Consider the following 16,458-nt stretch of genomic DNA (forward strand, 5'->3'; position numbering starts at 1 on the left):
GTCGCCTTTCTTTGAAAACCCCGTTCTAACGAACGGGGTTTTTTGTTTTTAACCTAATTACAAAACGAATCAAGTTCCTGATAAACCCTATTCATCTATTTGAATAGGGTTTTTTCGTTTGTGCGAAAGTCAAGGGAAACTGTTGTAGGTGTAAAGTTTAGAAAATGGCATATATTTTTCTGTTTGAAAAGGGAATTCAATATTCTTAAGACTACTAAATTCCATTATAAACACTTTTGTTTAGCATTATAAGGTTGCACTGAAGTACTAAAAGATCTCTTGTCATAGTATTTCTAAATGGTTTGATATTAGTTAATAATTAAGTTGATCGATAGATTGTGTTGTATAACCTGAAGCTCGATAGATTTACTTTTTCCATCCATGGATCTTGTTTTGTAGCCCTCTTATTTTTATTTGACTTTTTTTAAAATAGTTTACGTTAATAATTGTATGGGATTATTGGCTCTTTAGATTTTAGAATAAAATTCAAATGATACAGTGTTTACTTTTTGCTTTCGCCATAGGTTTTTCTATTGTTTTGTTTTCTAAGTCTTTGACTTTCTGTCTGTATTTAATTTTCTTCTGATTTTTTTTGTAAGTTTTTGAATATATATGCCTTAGACGTGGTATGGTTTCTGATTTTATGAAATATAAAAAGGAGAGAAGTGTTTCGTAAATTGTATGGAAATTTGTAAATATTCCGTGCTAATTTTTCCGTATTAGCTGCCTTCGAAAGCATTAATTCAATCACTGGGTTTTGGTATATCAGTGACCTTTATTATTTGTTTCGGAACTAGAATGTTAGTTTAAGGTGCTGTAGGTATGAGTGCTATAATTCTTTTTCCTTGAGGTAATAATTGCTTAATACGGTTGATTTAACTATGAATTTCAATCTATAGCTACACATAGGTTAGACTATGCTATCGTCGTAAATTGGCTGTTATTTGACATAAATTTTGTTGCTCCAGCTTTAAAATAAAACAAAATATAGAAGTGCTCAGTTTTAATTTCAGCTAAGGGTAAATTGATAATTATGCCATCGTTAGATGGTATTTATTTGTAATAGTAAAGTATTAATTTTCCTTTTTTATAGATTTTAAAAATTATAATATTACTTTAATTTAGGCCTTTAGACGGTCTTAATCTTTTTTAATTATGCTTTTTATTTGATAAGTAATCTAGCATAGAAAGGGTAATTGGTTTTGATAAAAAGTCAATTACCATGGGATATTTTTTTGCTTTTTCTAAATCTTCAGGATCAATTGTTGACGAGAGTATTACCACTTTTGTAGTGGTGTTAAAGGCAGAATAGTTTGAAGTACAAAAAGAATCTAAGAATTCCCACCCGCCCATCACAGGCATGTTCAAATCTAAAAAAATTAATTGAGGTTGTTTCTGGGATTCAGTATCATTAAGTTTGATTGAGTCGAAATATTTGAGGGCTTCTTCACCATTTTGCGCTGTAATAATTTCATTTGAAAATGTGGTTTTGCAAATTACTTTTTTGCATAACATTAGTGTTATAGGATCGTCATCGACACATAAAATTAAGTCTAGCATTGTATTATTTGTTTTTGAATGTTAAAGTAAAAATAGTTCCTTTGTCGACCTGGCTATCAATACTGATAGTGCCTCCCATAGCTTCGACCTGTGATTTTACAAGGTATAACCCCAATCCTTTACTATCTGGGTAGTTGTGAAACCTTTGGTAGAGACCGAAAACTTTATCGTGATTTCTTTCTAAGTCGATTCCTATTCCATTGTCCTCAAAAATTAATTTTGTGTAGTTCTCAAGTTCATAAGTAGAGACAGATATTTTTAGTATTTTATTTTCTGATTTATATTTTATTGAATTAGTCAAAAGGTTCAATAAAATACTCTCGATATAGGGTTTATTGATCTCTAATACGGGGGCTTTCTCAAAATCAATTGTTACGATTGGTTGATGAGTATTAATTTGTAAAGTGAGCTGGCTAAATATATTTTCAAATACTTCTTTTAATATAACTACTTCTTTTTGAATGGAAGGGTTGTCCTTAATTACCATTACTTTTGTCAGGTCATTAATCGTTTCGTTTAATAGATGGGTCGATTTGTTGAAGCCGTTTAAAATCTCTTGCAGTTCTGGATTTGTAACGGGGATGTCTTCGAGTAAATTCAATAAACCGGTTAAGTTAGATAGTGGAGCTCTAAAATTGTGAGAGGTTATGTATGAAAATTGCTTTAAATCCTTATTGTTTTGAGTTAATTCTCGCATGAGTTGTTCTTTTTCATTTTCTTGCTTTTTTTCTTCAGAAACATCTCTTTGTATGGAAACCCAGTTTGTCAAGTCATTTTCAGAATTATAAATAGGAATCATTGAAAATCGCAACCAAAACTCTTCTTCGTTTTTGGTATAAGCTATCATTTCTATTGTACTATCTTCTTTGTTTTTTATAGCGCTTATTATCTTTTTAATGTTCTTTTTATCGGAATTACTTCCACGTAGTAGATCTGGAGATTTTCCTATAACTTCAAAAGAAGAGTAGCCAGTCATTATTGAAAAAGCAGGATTTACATAAACTATTTTTGGTAATTTACGTTTGTTAAAGTTAGCTTCTGTGATGATTATTGAGTCTTTGGTTTGAACAATTACTGTTTCTAATAATTTTAGTCGTAGTTCTTCTTCCTTTTGCTTTGTGATGTCTTGAATTGCTCCGATCATTCTAATGGCTTTGCCATTTGCGTCTTTTAGAAGAAAACCTCTGTCAAGTACATATTTATAGGTGTTGTCAGCACATTTAAAGCGATATTCATCTTGCCAATTTTGTGTTTTTTGCTCAATAAAAGAATATAATTTAATAGACATTTTAATGCTGTCTTCAGGATGTATGTTGTCAAACCACCATTTTGAACTATCTCCAATTTGTTCTTGGTCGTAACCAAAAACACTTTTTATTCCTTTGCTCCAAAGTAGGTTGTCTTCCTGTATTTTCCAGTCCCAAATGGTATCACTTGTAGCCTTGGCAACAATGTCATATTTTTCATTCGATTCTTTAATTTCGTCATTTGTTTTCTTAAGTTTTTCAAAAATAACCTTGTTTCTATTGTCGTTTGCAGATAGAATATATCTAAAGGTGATGCCGGTTACAAAAACTAAAACGAGGTCTTTCGAGAAATTGTAAAGTTGATAATTGTCTAAGTAAGAGTATTGTATAGAAAGCTTGTGAAAAACGATAGCCACGAAGACGGCTATTAGTATATAAATGGTAGTTAACTGGTTGGATTTGCTTTTCATTACTCAAATGTAATTAATTATAATGAATTATAAAATACCCTTATCTACTTATTTTTTAACTTAATTTTAATATCTAAAACGTTAACAATATGTAAACTATTGTATAAATATTTTTTATATCAAAATAAAGTGTACCTTTGCACCCATTAAAAATCACAGATGGAATCTATTAGAAACATTGCAATTATTGCCCACGTCGATCACGGTAAAACAACTTTGGTTGATAAAATTATGTATCACTGTCAGTTATTTCGTGACAACGAAAACACAGGTGACTTAATCCTTGATAACAACGACTTAGAGCGTGAAAGAGGTATTACCATTACTTCTAAAAATGTTTCGGTAGTATACAAAGGAACAAAAATCAACATTATTGATACTCCTGGTCACGCCGATTTCGGTGGAGAGGTAGAAAGAGTATTGAATATGGCTGATGGAGTTTGTCTACTTGTAGATGCTTTTGAAGGACCGATGCCACAGACACGTTTTGTATTACAAAAAGCACTTGACCTTGGTTTGAAACCATGCGTTGTAATCAATAAAGTTGATAAAGAAAACTGTACTCCTGAAGAAGTTCATGAGAAAGTATTTGACTTAATGTTTGAATTAGGAGCTACTGAAGAACAATTGGATTTTCCAACTGTTTACGGTTCTGCTAAGAACAACTGGATGTCTGACCATTGGGAAAACGTTACTGATAATGTTGAAGCGTTATTAGATATGGTTATTGCTAATGTTCCAGCTCCTAAAGTTTCTGAAGGAACTCCTCAAATGTTGATTACTTCATTAGACTTTTCTGCTTTTACAGGTCGTATCGCTATTGGTCGTCTTGAAAGAGGTGTTTTGAAAGAAGGAATGCAAATATCTTTATGTAAAAGAGACGGCGTTATAGTAAAATCACGTATTAAAGAATTACATACTTTTGAAGGATTAGGTCGTAAAAAAGTTCAAGAAGTAATTGCTGGAGATATTTGTGCAATTGTTGGAGTTGAAGGTTTTGAAATTGGAGATACAATCGCTGATTTTGAAAATCCTGAAGCATTACAAACAATTACTATTGATGAGCCAACAATGAGCATGTTGTTTACAATTAATGACTCTCCTTTCTTTGGTAAAGAGGGTAAATTTGTAACTTCTCGTCATATTAGAGACCGTTTGACAAAAGAATTAGAGAAAAACTTAGCAATGAAATTAGGTGAAACTGATTCAGCTGATAAGTTTATGGTTTTTGGTCGTGGTGTACTTCACTTATCTGTTCTTATTGAAACAATGAGAAGAGAAGGGTATGAAATGCAAATCGGTCAACCACAAGTTATTATCAAAGAAATTGATGGTAAAAAATGTGAGCCAATTGAAGAATTAACTATTGATTTACCAGAGAGTCTTTCAGGTAGAGCAGTTGAATTCGTTACTTTGCGTAAAGGTGAAATGCTTTCTATGGAAACTAAAGGGGAGCGTATGATTGTGAAATTCAACATTCCATCTCGTGGAATTATTGGATTACGTAATCAATTGCTTACTGCTACAGCTGGTGAGGCGATTATGTCACACCGTTACATAGGATACGAACCTTTTAAAGGACCAATTGCTGGACGTAACAAAGGATCATTAATTTCTATGGAAAAAGGAAAAGCGATTCCTTATTCTATCGATAAATTACAAGATCGTGGTAAATTCTTCGTTGAACCAAGTACTGAAATCTACGAAGGTCAAGTAATTGGAGAAAACTCTCGTGCTGATGATATGTGTGTAAACGTAACTAAAGAGAAAAAGCAATCTAACGTACGTTCTTCTGGAAATGATGATAAAGCGAGAATTATACCTCCAATCATTTTCTCATTAGAAGAAGCTTTAGAATACATTCAAAAAGATGAATATGTAGAGGTAACTCCAAAATCGATTCGTTTGAGAAAAATATATTTGACTGAAACAGATAGAAAAAGATTTAAAATCTAATTTTATTATTTTATATAAAAAAGCCATTCGAAAGAATGGCTTTTTTTTGCTTGCTACTTAAAGTAAGAAATAGTCTGGTGACTATTTATCGTTTTAAACTAAAGTGACCCTTTGCTTCTCTACCATCTTCTAACTTAATAGTAAACCAATAATCATCTGCTGGGAGGGTAGATTTGTTATAGTTACCATCCCATCCAGGACTCGTAGGGCTTAATTGTTTGAGGAATTTTCCGTAACGGTCAAAAATGTATATTACTGCATTCTTATAAAAGGTAGTATTTAGTCCTTTTAAATTCCAATAGTCGTTATAACCATCGTTGTTAGGAGTAAAAAAGTTAGGCGCTTCTAATATTGAAAAACTTTTAATTACTTGACCACAACCATTTAAGTTTTCTACTATTAATTCGTGAAAGCCGCCAGGTACGTTTTCGAATATGACTGAATTTTGAAATGGTGTTGACGTACCATTTTGAAAACGAATCATGTATCTATAATTGTCAGGATTCTCTAAATTAACTATAATATGATTTGTAGGTACTAGATCATGAACCTCGATATCTTTTATTTTTGCCAGGTAAGACATCGTTACTTTACAGGTTCGTGTCGTTGTACATCCAACATTGTTTTTCACTACTACAGTATACTCTCCTTCTTTTGATACTGATATGGAGGCTGTGTTTTCCCCTGTTGACCATAAGTAGGTGTAGTCGCTAGTTAGTGCTGGAGCTTTTACGCCGGAGTCTAGAACTATAGTCGGATTTGGACCTTCACATAAAATCCTTTCCTCATAAGTATTTATTTTTGGAGTGGGTTCTACAATGATATCAAATTGACCTGTTCCGTAGCAACCTTCGTCATTTTCAGCTCGAATATAAAGTGTTCTGGAAGCGGAAGTATATTTCTCTTCTAATTCATTTAGTCCATGTGAAGCATTTTGTTCACTTGAATAAAAATGCAATCGCACACCTGACGGAAGATTTAATTCGGTTTTTATTGATTCCTTTTTTAAATCCAATTGGAAAAGTGCCTTTCCAGCACCTAAGTCACATTCATGCATGGGTTCTGGGAGTAATAAATTATTTTCATTGGCATGTAAAATTACGGTCCCAATTTTATAACAGGATGAATTTGGCTGGGTGACTTTAGCGTATACAACTTCGTCTGGAATACTGTTTTGGTATAGAGGTGGAATAGATTCGGTATTATTTAGATCATTCTCAGCTTCAGCTATACTATGATAGAAAAATACCTCATATTCAGTGTTTCCAAGACTAATGGGTTCACTAGCTAAATCGAGATTAAAGATTGATAGTCCATCCTTTGGGTTTGCATCTTGTGTGTCACATTGTATGAGCTTATATGGGTTCTCAGAAATAACTGGGGCTTCATATATTGTAATTGTTTTTTCTATTGGTTCCCTAGTCTCACCATTTACTGTTTTGGTTAAAGTAACGGTATAATCACCAATGTTTTGATAGGTGTGGTAAGCATCTAAATCAGTTGACGTAGTCCCGTCACCAAAATTCCATAGAACCGAATCTACTGTTTCTACCGTATTGATAAAAAAATGAGTTGAGTCTCCTAGACAATTAAATTCATACGCAAAGGAGTAAAGAAATAGTGAGGTTATGAATGGGGGTAGCCCCAGTTTTGATAGTTTGAAATTCAAATCAATTGCATTCTGTAGGTAGTTACTACTTGTTCCGTCTAATTCAGGATTATTTATGACGGATAATTTATTAAAGCCATCGGCAAAAAGAGGATAACCCGCACGGTATATTTTTTCATCTATAGCAAGCTGTAATGCTCCCGCCACATTATTTGAATTATTTATAAGTGTATTTGAGCCTGGAATATTTGAATTTTGTAAATCGAACTGAAGTAGGGAACTTCCTGAGGAGACTCCTTCTGAATTAAAATTATTTGTCGTTACGTATAACTTTTTTGTTTTTGAAGAAAATTCTACACCGTATGGGTTCGCATTATTTAATAATGTTATTCCATTATTTACAGCTCCTGTTCCGGAATTAAAATCAAAGAGTAACACATTTCCTGTATTGTGTACTTCATTTCCTTTTGGGTCTCTTTCGTTTGTTCGTCTTGTTGCAGTATTTGCTATGGCTATTTTTTTTCCATTTGGAGAAGCCTTTAAATAGCCTATAGAATTTGGCAGATAACCGCCAAGAGGTATGTTAAGAGTAGTTGTAGATTTTACGGGCGCAGTGTCGACTCCTTGAGTACTTATTTTAAATGAATAAAAATTATTTATAAAATGGGTAATTACCCAAAAAGAAATACCATCTCCATGCTGAACAGCAGTTATTTTTTCAGAACATTTAAATTTAAATTCTTCGTTATTATTAGGGTTATAAGTGATTAGATGAACATTTTTTTCAGTGTTAACAACGTCTCCAAGACCATTGTTAAGTCTCATGTCAACTTGAGAGTAGTTTAAACCATGATTTGGAGGAGGATCGTTCCTGTCGATGGTACCATTAGGGTTTTCAGGAAGTGGTTGATCTACTGTAAAAATATAATAAATATAAGGATTTCTGGGTTTTGGGACAATTATGGCAGACTGTGTACTAGATCGATTTCCCAGTAACCCAAAACCATTAGTCATTATTTGATGACTTTTATTGTATACTGTTGAGCCATCTGTATAAAAAAGTAAATTTCCGTTTTTATCAGAAATGCTAGCGCAACCTTCGCTGGTATTTAAACTTCCATTTGTTAGAGAGACAGGACTTCCTGAATTAAAATCTAAACCAGCACCATATCCGAAATACCATATCGCTGCTTCCTTTTGAGCATATGCTGGAGCTAGGATAATAGAGAAAAGTAAAATAAAAAAAGCCCTGATTGTCATAGTAACTCAAATGTAGTGAATTCTAAGTAATATTGAATTAATAATAATAAATCACTATTGCATGTTAAATATGTGAATTCACTTATCTTTTTAAGCTAAAGTGTCCTTTTACTTCCCTTCCATCCTCTAACTTAACTGTAAACCAATAGTCATCTGACGGTAGTGGGTGTCCATTAAATGTACCATCCCATCCAAGATCTGAGGGGTTGATTTTTTTAAGCAGTTTACCATAACGGTCAAAAATATAGATTAAGGATGTAGAATTAAAGTCTTTATTTGCACCTTTTAAATTCCAGTAATCATTGTACCCGTCTCCATTTGGAGTGAAAAATTTAGGTAATCCGAGAACGGCTATTGTTTTACTTATAGTTCCGCAGCCATTACTATCATTTATGTATACTTCATGAATCCCGGCTGCTACATTATCAAAGAAATTTGATAATTGAAATGGACCGTTCGGTTCGTCCAAACTATATTCATAGTTACCTTGACCAGTAACATTTACAGTAACGGTATTGGTATTTGCTAAATCTACGACAGTTATGTTTTGAAGATGTGCTATGTCTGATGCGGTGACTTTGATCGTTCGTATTCTACTGCAGCCAAAAGGACTAGTTACATTTACGGTATATAAGCCTACTGCATTAACATTCAAAAAGTCCTTCGTTTCAGTAGTTAAATTTATATTGTCTTTTGTCCATTGATAGGTGTAATTGCTTGAAGAAGTCCCATCCTGAATTGCGGCATCTAACCTTACAAAAAATGTAGGAAGATTGGAGCATACTAATTCATTCTCGTTTCCATTTGTATTTAAGTTTATATTTGGCAAAGGGTGAACAATAAAAGGAATAGTTAGTGACGCTTTACATAATGTGTTTGCTGTATTCTCAACTGTAACTCTAATATTCTGTGTTCCAGTAAGAAATGGATTTGGTAATGGGCTAGTCAATGGGTTTCCATTTTGGTCAAAGTATTTAACGACCATCCCACTTTGTCCTTTTAGAATTGTCCCTTCAAAAGTTGTTGTGTCGAAAGCAAATTTTCCGTCTTGAAGTAAGGGATTTAACTCATCATCGCATACTGTCGTTAAGGAAGTAGGTATTGAAAAAGTTTGTGGTAATGCATCGACTGTAAATTTTATTAGAGTGTCGTCATAACATTTTAATGTCGAATTATTGGTCACGACCGCTTTTATGGTTTGCGAAGTCGTTGAAAATGTGGTAGGGAATGGACTTGGTAAAGGATTATTATTTGAATCAAAATAGGTAGTTGTAATGTTGGTTTGTCCATTTAGCAATGTGGATTCAAGATTTGCCGTGTTAAAAGTGAAAATCCCATCCTGATTGTCGTCACATTGTCTAGGAATAGTTACAATATTTGCAAATGGTAGTTTTTCAACAGTAAGCGAGACATAAGGTCCAAGGCCATAACATGCATTATCAACATCACTATCGACTCTACCCCAAATTTCTTGCGTGTTTTGATAACCAATATTTCTGTAATTTGAAATATTCGTGATAATATTAATTTCTGCTAGGGCATCAGCTTGATTGCGATAAAAAGTTACAGTATAATTTCCAACTGGCAATAAAGCCTTTATAGCAGTTGCAGCACTACTAAAGTTAAAAGAAGTGACTCCATCTCTTTTATTATTGTTTGAGTTGTTGTTCCCGTTTAGATCTAAGAAATCGTCGCATTCTGTATACGTTCGCTTGAATGTATTTGGAATTTGCGTAGCCAAGACCTTCAAGGTTAATTCAGCCACACTAAAGCACCCGTTAGTATTCCTGACTCTTGCCCAAACTTTCATTACACCAGGAGTTGTATTGGTAAAAGCTAAAGGACTGCTTATTAATTCTGCCGAGTTTGCAGTTGTAGCTCCCGACAGAGAAGTATAGTATGTGAAACTTTCATTTACATAATTACTCGAAATCACATTGTTTTTCACAGTTAGATTGAATGTTGTTACCGCGTCTAAATCATCGTCACATTGAATGATCGTTACATTGTTTACAACGGGTAAAGTGTAAACGATTAATGTGGCGTCAGTTGAAAGTAAACCACAAGAATTACCAACTTTATTTAGTTGAACACGATATTTATATCCGTTCATGGCATTTTTTACACTTGTTATTAATAAAGTTTTAGTTGTAGTTCCGGAGTAGGTTGCGTTATTTGTTATTGGACTCCAAGTAGTTCCATTTGTGGATAGTTGCCATTGGTACGTGTTACCACCATTATCTATTACTGTCACTGTTGCATTTTGTAATTCACAAGTAGGTGAAACACTAGGTTGTGTTGTAATAACTATGGGTGCAGCAGTAATGTAATGGCTGTTTGGAGCCGTATAGCCAGCAGCACTAGTTACTTTGCCATTTATGGGGTCAACGGATAAAGGGCTGTTTCCTAACAAACCATCATTATTAGGGTCTAAAAATCCTGCTTCAACAGTATCAAAACACAAGTCATTATCACTGTCTAATTCAAGATAATTTTTAATCCCATCGCTATCTGTATCTCTAATGGTATAGTTAATGATGCCACTTTCGGGTACGGTTTCTAGGTTGTTTGCTAGACCATTAGCTCCAAAATTAGTGCCGTCGATAACTCCATCTAAATTGGTGTCAGGAGCATTAGAACCAGATTCAACTAAATCGTAAATTCCATCATTATCACTGTCTAAATCCAGATAATCTTTTATTCCATCATTATCACTGTCAACAGGACTTAACCCCGTTCCGAAAGCATCACTTAGTCCATCTTTATTAATATCTACAGCTGAATAGGCTATAAAAGTATTTGCCCCTTGTGCTTCGACAGTATCTGGAATTCCGTCATTGTCACTGTCAAGGTCCAATTGGTCAGGTATTCCATCAAGATCAGTGTCTTTTGGTATACATGTAGCAACAATTGAAAATGAAGCTTTATTAATTTCTGTATCAGATAAGTTTTTCTGTGTAAAAGAAATTGATTCTGTCATGAAAGAACGAAAACTAAATGTACCTGTACCAGCTGCTAATGGTACAGCGCTATTTAATCTAAATCGAATTTCGAAAGAAGAAAACTCGGTTATATTACTTTCAAAAATCCCATCATAATTAGTGTCAATTAAGAGTTGATTATTTGGGTTTAATACTGTAATAGTTTTATTAGTGGGTGATTTTAAAATAAATTCGGAATTAGAATTTAGCAAGTCACTACTGTTTGCTACTGTAATGTACTCTAACGCTAATGATACTGGTTTAGTAAAATTCATCTGATAAGTAAGGGAATTTCCACTACCAGCGGGGATCTCAGTAGTGAAATCTCCATTCGTTTTGCCTGTAAAAGTGGAAGTAGCTGTAGTAGGATTTGAAGTTAGTACTCCAGTAAAGGAGTTGGTATAATTATTTTTATTAATGATGCCGCTACTTAGATTTGAGGTGTCGATTCCAAGATTACCATAAGACTCAGTACAATTTGTAATCCCATCATTATCATTGTCGATATCAACATTGTTATTTATTCCATCATTATCAGAATCTAATGCACAGTCACTTACGGGTATTTTATCTGAAAATACATTACTTACACATCCTAGAATACCACCTTTTACTTGATAATAACCTGGTTGAGTAGGAGTATATGAGTTTGAATTTGCTCCTGTAATTGGGATGTCATTAAAATACCATTGGAATGTGTCATAGGAAGAAAAAGTACTAATATTTAGGTTTACATTTGGGATGCAGTTTGTGCTATTTATGGCTAAATTATCAGTCACGATTTCAGGCTTAGTATCAAAACCAGAATAATAACCCCCATAAGTTGCTGCCCCATTAGTTCCAAAATAAGAAACATAGACTTGTTTCGTGGATTTAACGGTAATATTACCGGAAAGACCATTTATGGTATATCTTTCGAAATTTAGATTTCCAGCTATTGAAACGGCTGTTGTTGCAATTGGCCTGCCATTGATTGAAACTGATGCGCCAGTTTCTGTTACTATGTTTAGTCCTCCATTATAGGTTATATTTCCTATTGATTCGATTAAAGGTATGTTGTCAACAATGTTTGGTGTTGAGCAGTTTATTGGCGGTACAAAAAATAAGTTTTGATTAGCTGGTGCGGCAGTGCCTCCTATACATTGATAGGCAAATAAGTTCTCAGATGAATTTACATATAAGTTTCCATTAACGAAATTACTACCATTTAGAACATAATAGCTTCCAGCGTTAATTGTTGCAATAGGAGTTGAATTTCCATTAGTAAATATTTGAGTATTATCGCTATGAGCAACTAAAATTATACTTTCTAATTCATCAGTCCCATTCCCTCTTACAAATATATATTCCTTACCTGTTTTTTCTAATGGCACAATTTGATCAAACCCTACGTCGCGGCCAGTTCCCATTGGAGCTGCTCCTGTAACTATTGTATTATTGCTTCCTCCAAATGAGCCTGAATTTACAGCTATAGGTTTATCAGACTCTACAAGAGCGCCTATCATTTTAGAGCTATTAGAAGTTGTATTCGAATAGTTTTCTAAAGCTAAAACATAACTTTCATTTTTATTTAGCAGTATTGAAATAGGACCGGTAATTGTAGTTCCGTCAGTTAAAACAGTGCCAACAGGAATGTTTGAAATAGTTACTCTAGTGCTGTTTTCAGTTGAAATAATGGAAGCGAAATTTAGCAGAGACGTATCGTATAATGGATTCAACATTGCACCTAATCTAAATACTTTCCCTAAAGCACTTTTCCCTTTAGAGACTAGACCTCCAGCATGATTATACGTTCCGTTGATATTTAAGCCGGAGTTTACTCTGACACTAGCATAAATTAAATTTTCGGATTCTATAATGTAACCTTTATTTTGAATTGTTCCAATTGTTGTTTTTGGGGTAAATAATTGAGAATTATTTCCCTGGCCAATATAATATACAAAGGGAGCAGTATTGTTGACAGTGCCTGAAATTACAGCGCCTCCATTCTCAATGATCTTGAAGTTAACGTTGGTAGTACTTGGTGTCGAAATATACAAATAATGATCTCCTACCAAATTATTTTGAGCAGTAATTGGCGGTATATAATGTGTTTTACTAAACTGGGAGAAACAGCTTATTGATAAAAAAGTAAAGAAAATAAGTAAAGTTTTTTTCATGGGCTAAAAATAGGGAAATAAGTATTATCTCTTTAAAGAAAAATGGCCTTTTATGATTTTTCCATCTTCAAACGTTAAATTAAACCAATAATCATCAGCAGTTAATGGATGTCCATTGAATGTACCATTCCATCCCACGCTTGTAGGACTTATTTCTTTTAATAATTTTCCATAGCGATTAAATATGGTTATCGTGGATTTTGGTAATAGATCTAGGTTTTCAATATTCCAATGATCATTATAGCCATCTCCGTTAGGGGTGAAATATCTAGGATAATCTAATACATAGAAGACAAAAGGAGTTGATATACCACAACCATTTTTATCTCTTGCATAGGCGATATAGGTTCCTGCGGCTACGCCTTCAAATTGTGGATTATCCTGAAAATAGGAACCATCAATTGAAAATTCGTAATCTCCTGGACCTGTATATTCTATTAACACTGAATTTTCATTTCCTGCGAAATCATTTATCGTAGTTCTGTTTATGGTCGCGATTCCCGAAGCAGTTATATAAAACCTTTTAGTTGCTAAACATCCGTTTGAATTGGTAACTGTAACGGCATAGTCTCCGGCAGCAGCTACTGCAATTGAATTTGTTGTTTCGCCAGTATTCCATAAGTAGCTGGTGAACCCCGTAGCGACTGATATATTTATCGTATTCCCGTTACATAAACTTGAGTTTGAATCTTGGAAATTTGGAGGAATAAAAGTATCTATAATCAGTGTAATAGGGGTAATGGCATAACAGTCGGGGCCGTTTATAATTTTTGCATAAATAATTTGTTGATAGGGAGTCGTGTTTTTAAATACATTTGGAATTACATTCTTTTTTGAAAGAGCGTCAGCTGTATTCAAATAGTATTCTACATTTAATCCATTCGGCAGTCCATTTAAAACCGTTGGCGTTATTTCTGCATTTAAATCAAAAATAGATAAGCCATCTTGAGTGGTATCTACATCGCAGGTCATAAATGGATTTAATGGCCCAATAATTTTATTAGAAATTTGGAGTGTTAGTTCAGCATAATTTACACAACCGTAAGAATTGGTAACTCTTGCGTACAGGATTTGATTTTGGGATTTGTTAGCATACGATGTCGAATTTGTAATCGCGTTTACTGAGCCTGTGGCTTCTGCCAATGATTCATAATAAACAATCGGACTTAAAGAAGAATCATTATTCTTGATTTGAGCATCTACTTTAGTTAAGTCAAAAAAGGAAACTCCGTCTCCATTGTCATCGCATTGCACCAAAGTTGTATTGTTCAATACAATTTCAGGAGTGTATTCAATTTTTATTTCATTCGTCGCGGTGCACGTTGTGGGGTTTAGCGTGATTTCAACTTTGTAAGTTCCGGAATCTTTAACGGTATACGATGGGTTTACTTCACCAGCGATTAATGTATTGTTTTTATACCACTTATAACTATAAGTTGTAGGTAGTTTAGTATCTATAATGTAATTTTCGCCAAAACACACACCGTTATTTGTGGCCAGTAACCTATCTGCGCCTAAATCTATTTTAGATACAAAACTACCAGCTTAAAGGAAAACAGCGGAGTCGAAATATTCAAACTCATCATCTGCGATTACCAATTTGATATGATATAAAGTTCCTGCAGTAACAATTGTTTCTGCGGTCATTACTTTTGTTTGTCCACTATAATTTATAGGGCTTGAATTAGGTATACTAGTATTTAGTTGCCCAAAATAGTTTTCATTTATTGCAGCGCAGGATTTAGTAGCTCCTGAAGTAGGATTTGTATAGCTGATAGCGGGATGTATGTTTGTAGATGAGACTGGGGTAGAAGACCCAGGAATTACGGCCAAATTTTTGTAACTACCAGTACTTCCTTTTTCTTTTATTAAAAATGCAAATCCATCGGAATATTCGCAAGGGAAAGCGTCTTGATATTCATTTGAAGCGAAAATATAATTGAAACTAATGAAGTTGGTCAAGGGTATGAAATCAAATTCTAAAACAGTTGCATTTATCGATTTAATATTTATTGCTTGATTTAGATCAGCATCGCCTAACCATAATTTACCACCACCTCCGGAATTTCTAAAAAATGGCCCAACTGAGTTAGCACTGCTCCAAGTGCTCAAAAGCACACCTTCGGCAAAGGGAAAGCCACTTGGTCCTGAATTGAAATAACTATAACTGTTTTTTGTTCCTGAAAAGGTGTCTCCTGACGCATTAGAATTTGAAGTAGTAGCGCATGTACTGTTGTTTGTCAGTATGTCTACAAGATTTTGTGCAGTATAAGTATCGTTTACAGTAAATGACTGAGCCTTTCCCATAATGGGAAAACAACAAAGAAAAACACAAAGTAATATTGTTTTTAAAGACTTCATACACTTGTAAAGGTACTATAAATCTCTGTTTTTTAATAACTTGTATGATAATAACATAAAGATAATTGACCATGACAACACTATTAAAAGTGAAGAAAAATGAACACTGTAATCTTTTACACTGTCTACTCCAATTTGTGTTCCTATATTTTTTATCACCGATAATCTGGAAAAAGGCTCAATTATCAGGTTAGACATCGACTCTAGTGGAAAAAGTTGAGTTATATAATCCGCTATTTTATTATCAGGAAATATTTTAAAAACTAAAATTCCTTTTGCTATTCCTTCTATGATATTCCATACCAATAGAAACCCAAGGGCAAATGCAGATCGCTTTACTAGTATTCCTAAAAACAAACAAAAAGAGAAAAAGCCAACTAATTTGACAAAGAATGCCACTAGGTATTCCATTTCAGAAAAGACTACAGATAGCTCTGTATACGAGGAAAAGAGGTAGCCTAGAATTAAAGACATAAGAAATACAAAAACGGTAGAACAAAAAGAAAATAACAGCACCGTCAAAAATTTAGACAAAATGAACTCTTTTTTACTCAAACCGTCAATTAAGTTTTGTTTTAAAGTACCGTAACTATACTCATTAGCCATCATGGAAACGATAACAATGGCTAAAAATAATTTTAAAACTGCTGCAATATAAGTGTTGAAGTGATAAATAAAGGGGAAATTAAATATACCCATTTCAGCAAGATGAATTTTAAAAAAACCAATATCAAATTTTATAGAAGCAATCATTGCTATAAAGGAAAGTAGAATGAAATAGGTCAACGTCAAAACTCGACTAGCTTTGTTCATCCATATTTTTTGCAATTCAATCGATAATAATCTTTTCATTTT

8 protein-coding genes are annotated in these 16,458 nt (G+C 33.6%); 1 reads left to right on the forward strand and 7 read right to left on the reverse strand.

Translation table 11 applies throughout. From position 1 onward, the window contains the following. Nucleotides 1–1,149 precede the first annotated feature (1,149 nt). Entirely contained in the window at nucleotides 1,150–1,560 is a 411-nt protein-coding gene (locus AAC069_RS17030) for a response regulator (protein WP_339921635.1), read from the reverse strand. Between the two features lie 4 nt (nucleotides 1,561–1,564). Continuing rightward, nucleotides 1,565–3,277, reverse strand: coding sequence for a PAS domain-containing protein (locus tag AAC069_RS17035; RefSeq protein WP_339921636.1), 1,713 nt, complete (start codon nucleotides 3,275–3,277; stop codon nucleotides 1,565–1,567). A gap of 159 nt (nucleotides 3,278–3,436) precedes the next feature. Between AAC069_RS17035 and typA the strand changes: the two genes are divergently transcribed. After that, the gene (gene typA / locus AAC069_RS17040) at nucleotides 3,437–5,233 is read left to right on the forward strand and encodes a translational GTPase TypA (protein WP_091087641.1); all 1,797 of its coding nucleotides are present in this window, start codon (nucleotides 3,437–3,439) and stop codon (nucleotides 5,231–5,233) included. An 85-nt stretch (nucleotides 5,234–5,318) separates the two neighbouring features. On the opposite strand, the gene AAC069_RS17045 is transcribed toward typA, so the two are convergent. The 5 genes from AAC069_RS17045 to AAC069_RS17065 all read right to left on the reverse strand — a co-directional run bounded on the left by AAC069_RS17045 (nucleotide 5,319) and on the right by AAC069_RS17065 (nucleotide 16,455). After that, nucleotides 5,319–8,102 (reverse strand): T9SS type B sorting domain-containing protein, encoded by a 2,784-nt coding sequence (locus AAC069_RS17045; RefSeq protein ID WP_339921637.1) that lies wholly within the window; start codon nucleotides 8,100–8,102, stop codon nucleotides 5,319–5,321. Nucleotides 8,103–8,184: 82 nt separating this feature from the next. Continuing rightward, a complete protein-coding gene (locus AAC069_RS17050; RefSeq protein ID WP_339921638.1) occupies nucleotides 8,185–13,242 on the reverse strand; it encodes a T9SS type B sorting domain-containing protein in 5,058 nt (1,685 codons plus the stop codon). Nucleotides 13,243–13,266: 24 nt separating this feature from the next. Further along, nucleotides 13,267–14,724, reverse strand: coding sequence for a T9SS type B sorting domain-containing protein (locus tag AAC069_RS17055; protein ID WP_339921639.1), 1,458 nt, complete (start codon nucleotides 14,722–14,724; stop codon nucleotides 13,267–13,269). A 63-nt stretch (nucleotides 14,725–14,787) separates the two neighbouring features. Continuing rightward, nucleotides 14,788–15,549, reverse strand: coding sequence for a choice-of-anchor L domain-containing protein (locus AAC069_RS17060; protein ID WP_339921640.1), 762 nt, complete (start codon nucleotides 15,547–15,549; stop codon nucleotides 14,788–14,790). Nucleotides 15,550–15,618: 69 nt separating this feature from the next. Next, complete coding sequence (locus AAC069_RS17065; protein ID WP_339921641.1) at nucleotides 15,619–16,455, reverse strand: ABC transporter permease; 837 nt, start codon at nucleotides 16,453–16,455, stop codon at nucleotides 15,619–15,621. Between the last annotated feature and the right edge of the window lie 3 nt (nucleotides 16,456–16,458).

The organism is uncultured Flavobacterium sp. (genome assembly GCF_963974175.1).
In the GTDB taxonomy this organism is placed as follows: Bacteria; Bacteroidota; Bacteroidia; order Flavobacteriales; family Flavobacteriaceae; genus Flavobacterium.

What these genes read in the sequence shown, in the direction of transcription:
- AAC069_RS17030 (WP_339921635.1), bottom strand. Translation starts at nt 1,560, where the DNA reads ATGCTAGACTTAATTTTATGTGTCGATGACGATCCTATAACACTAATG.
- AAC069_RS17035 (WP_339921636.1), bottom strand. Translation starts at nt 3,277, where the DNA reads ATGAAAAGCAAATCCAACCAGTTAACTACCATTTATATACTAATAGCC.
- typA (WP_091087641.1), top strand. Translation starts at nt 3,437, where the DNA reads ATGGAATCTATTAGAAACATTGCAATTATTGCCCACGTCGATCACGGT.
- AAC069_RS17045 (WP_339921637.1), bottom strand. Translation starts at nt 8,102, where the DNA reads ATGACAATCAGGGCTTTTTTTATTTTACTTTTCTCTATTATCCTAGCT.
- AAC069_RS17050 (WP_339921638.1), bottom strand. Translation starts at nt 13,242, where the DNA reads ATGAAAAAAACTTTACTTATTTTCTTTACTTTTTTATCAATAAGCTGT.
- AAC069_RS17060 (WP_339921640.1), bottom strand. Translation starts at nt 15,549, where the DNA reads ATGGGAAAGGCTCAGTCATTTACTGTAAACGATACTTATACTGCACAA.
- AAC069_RS17065 (WP_339921641.1), bottom strand. Translation starts at nt 16,455, where the DNA reads ATGAAAAGATTATTATCGATTGAATTGCAAAAAATATGGATGAACAAA.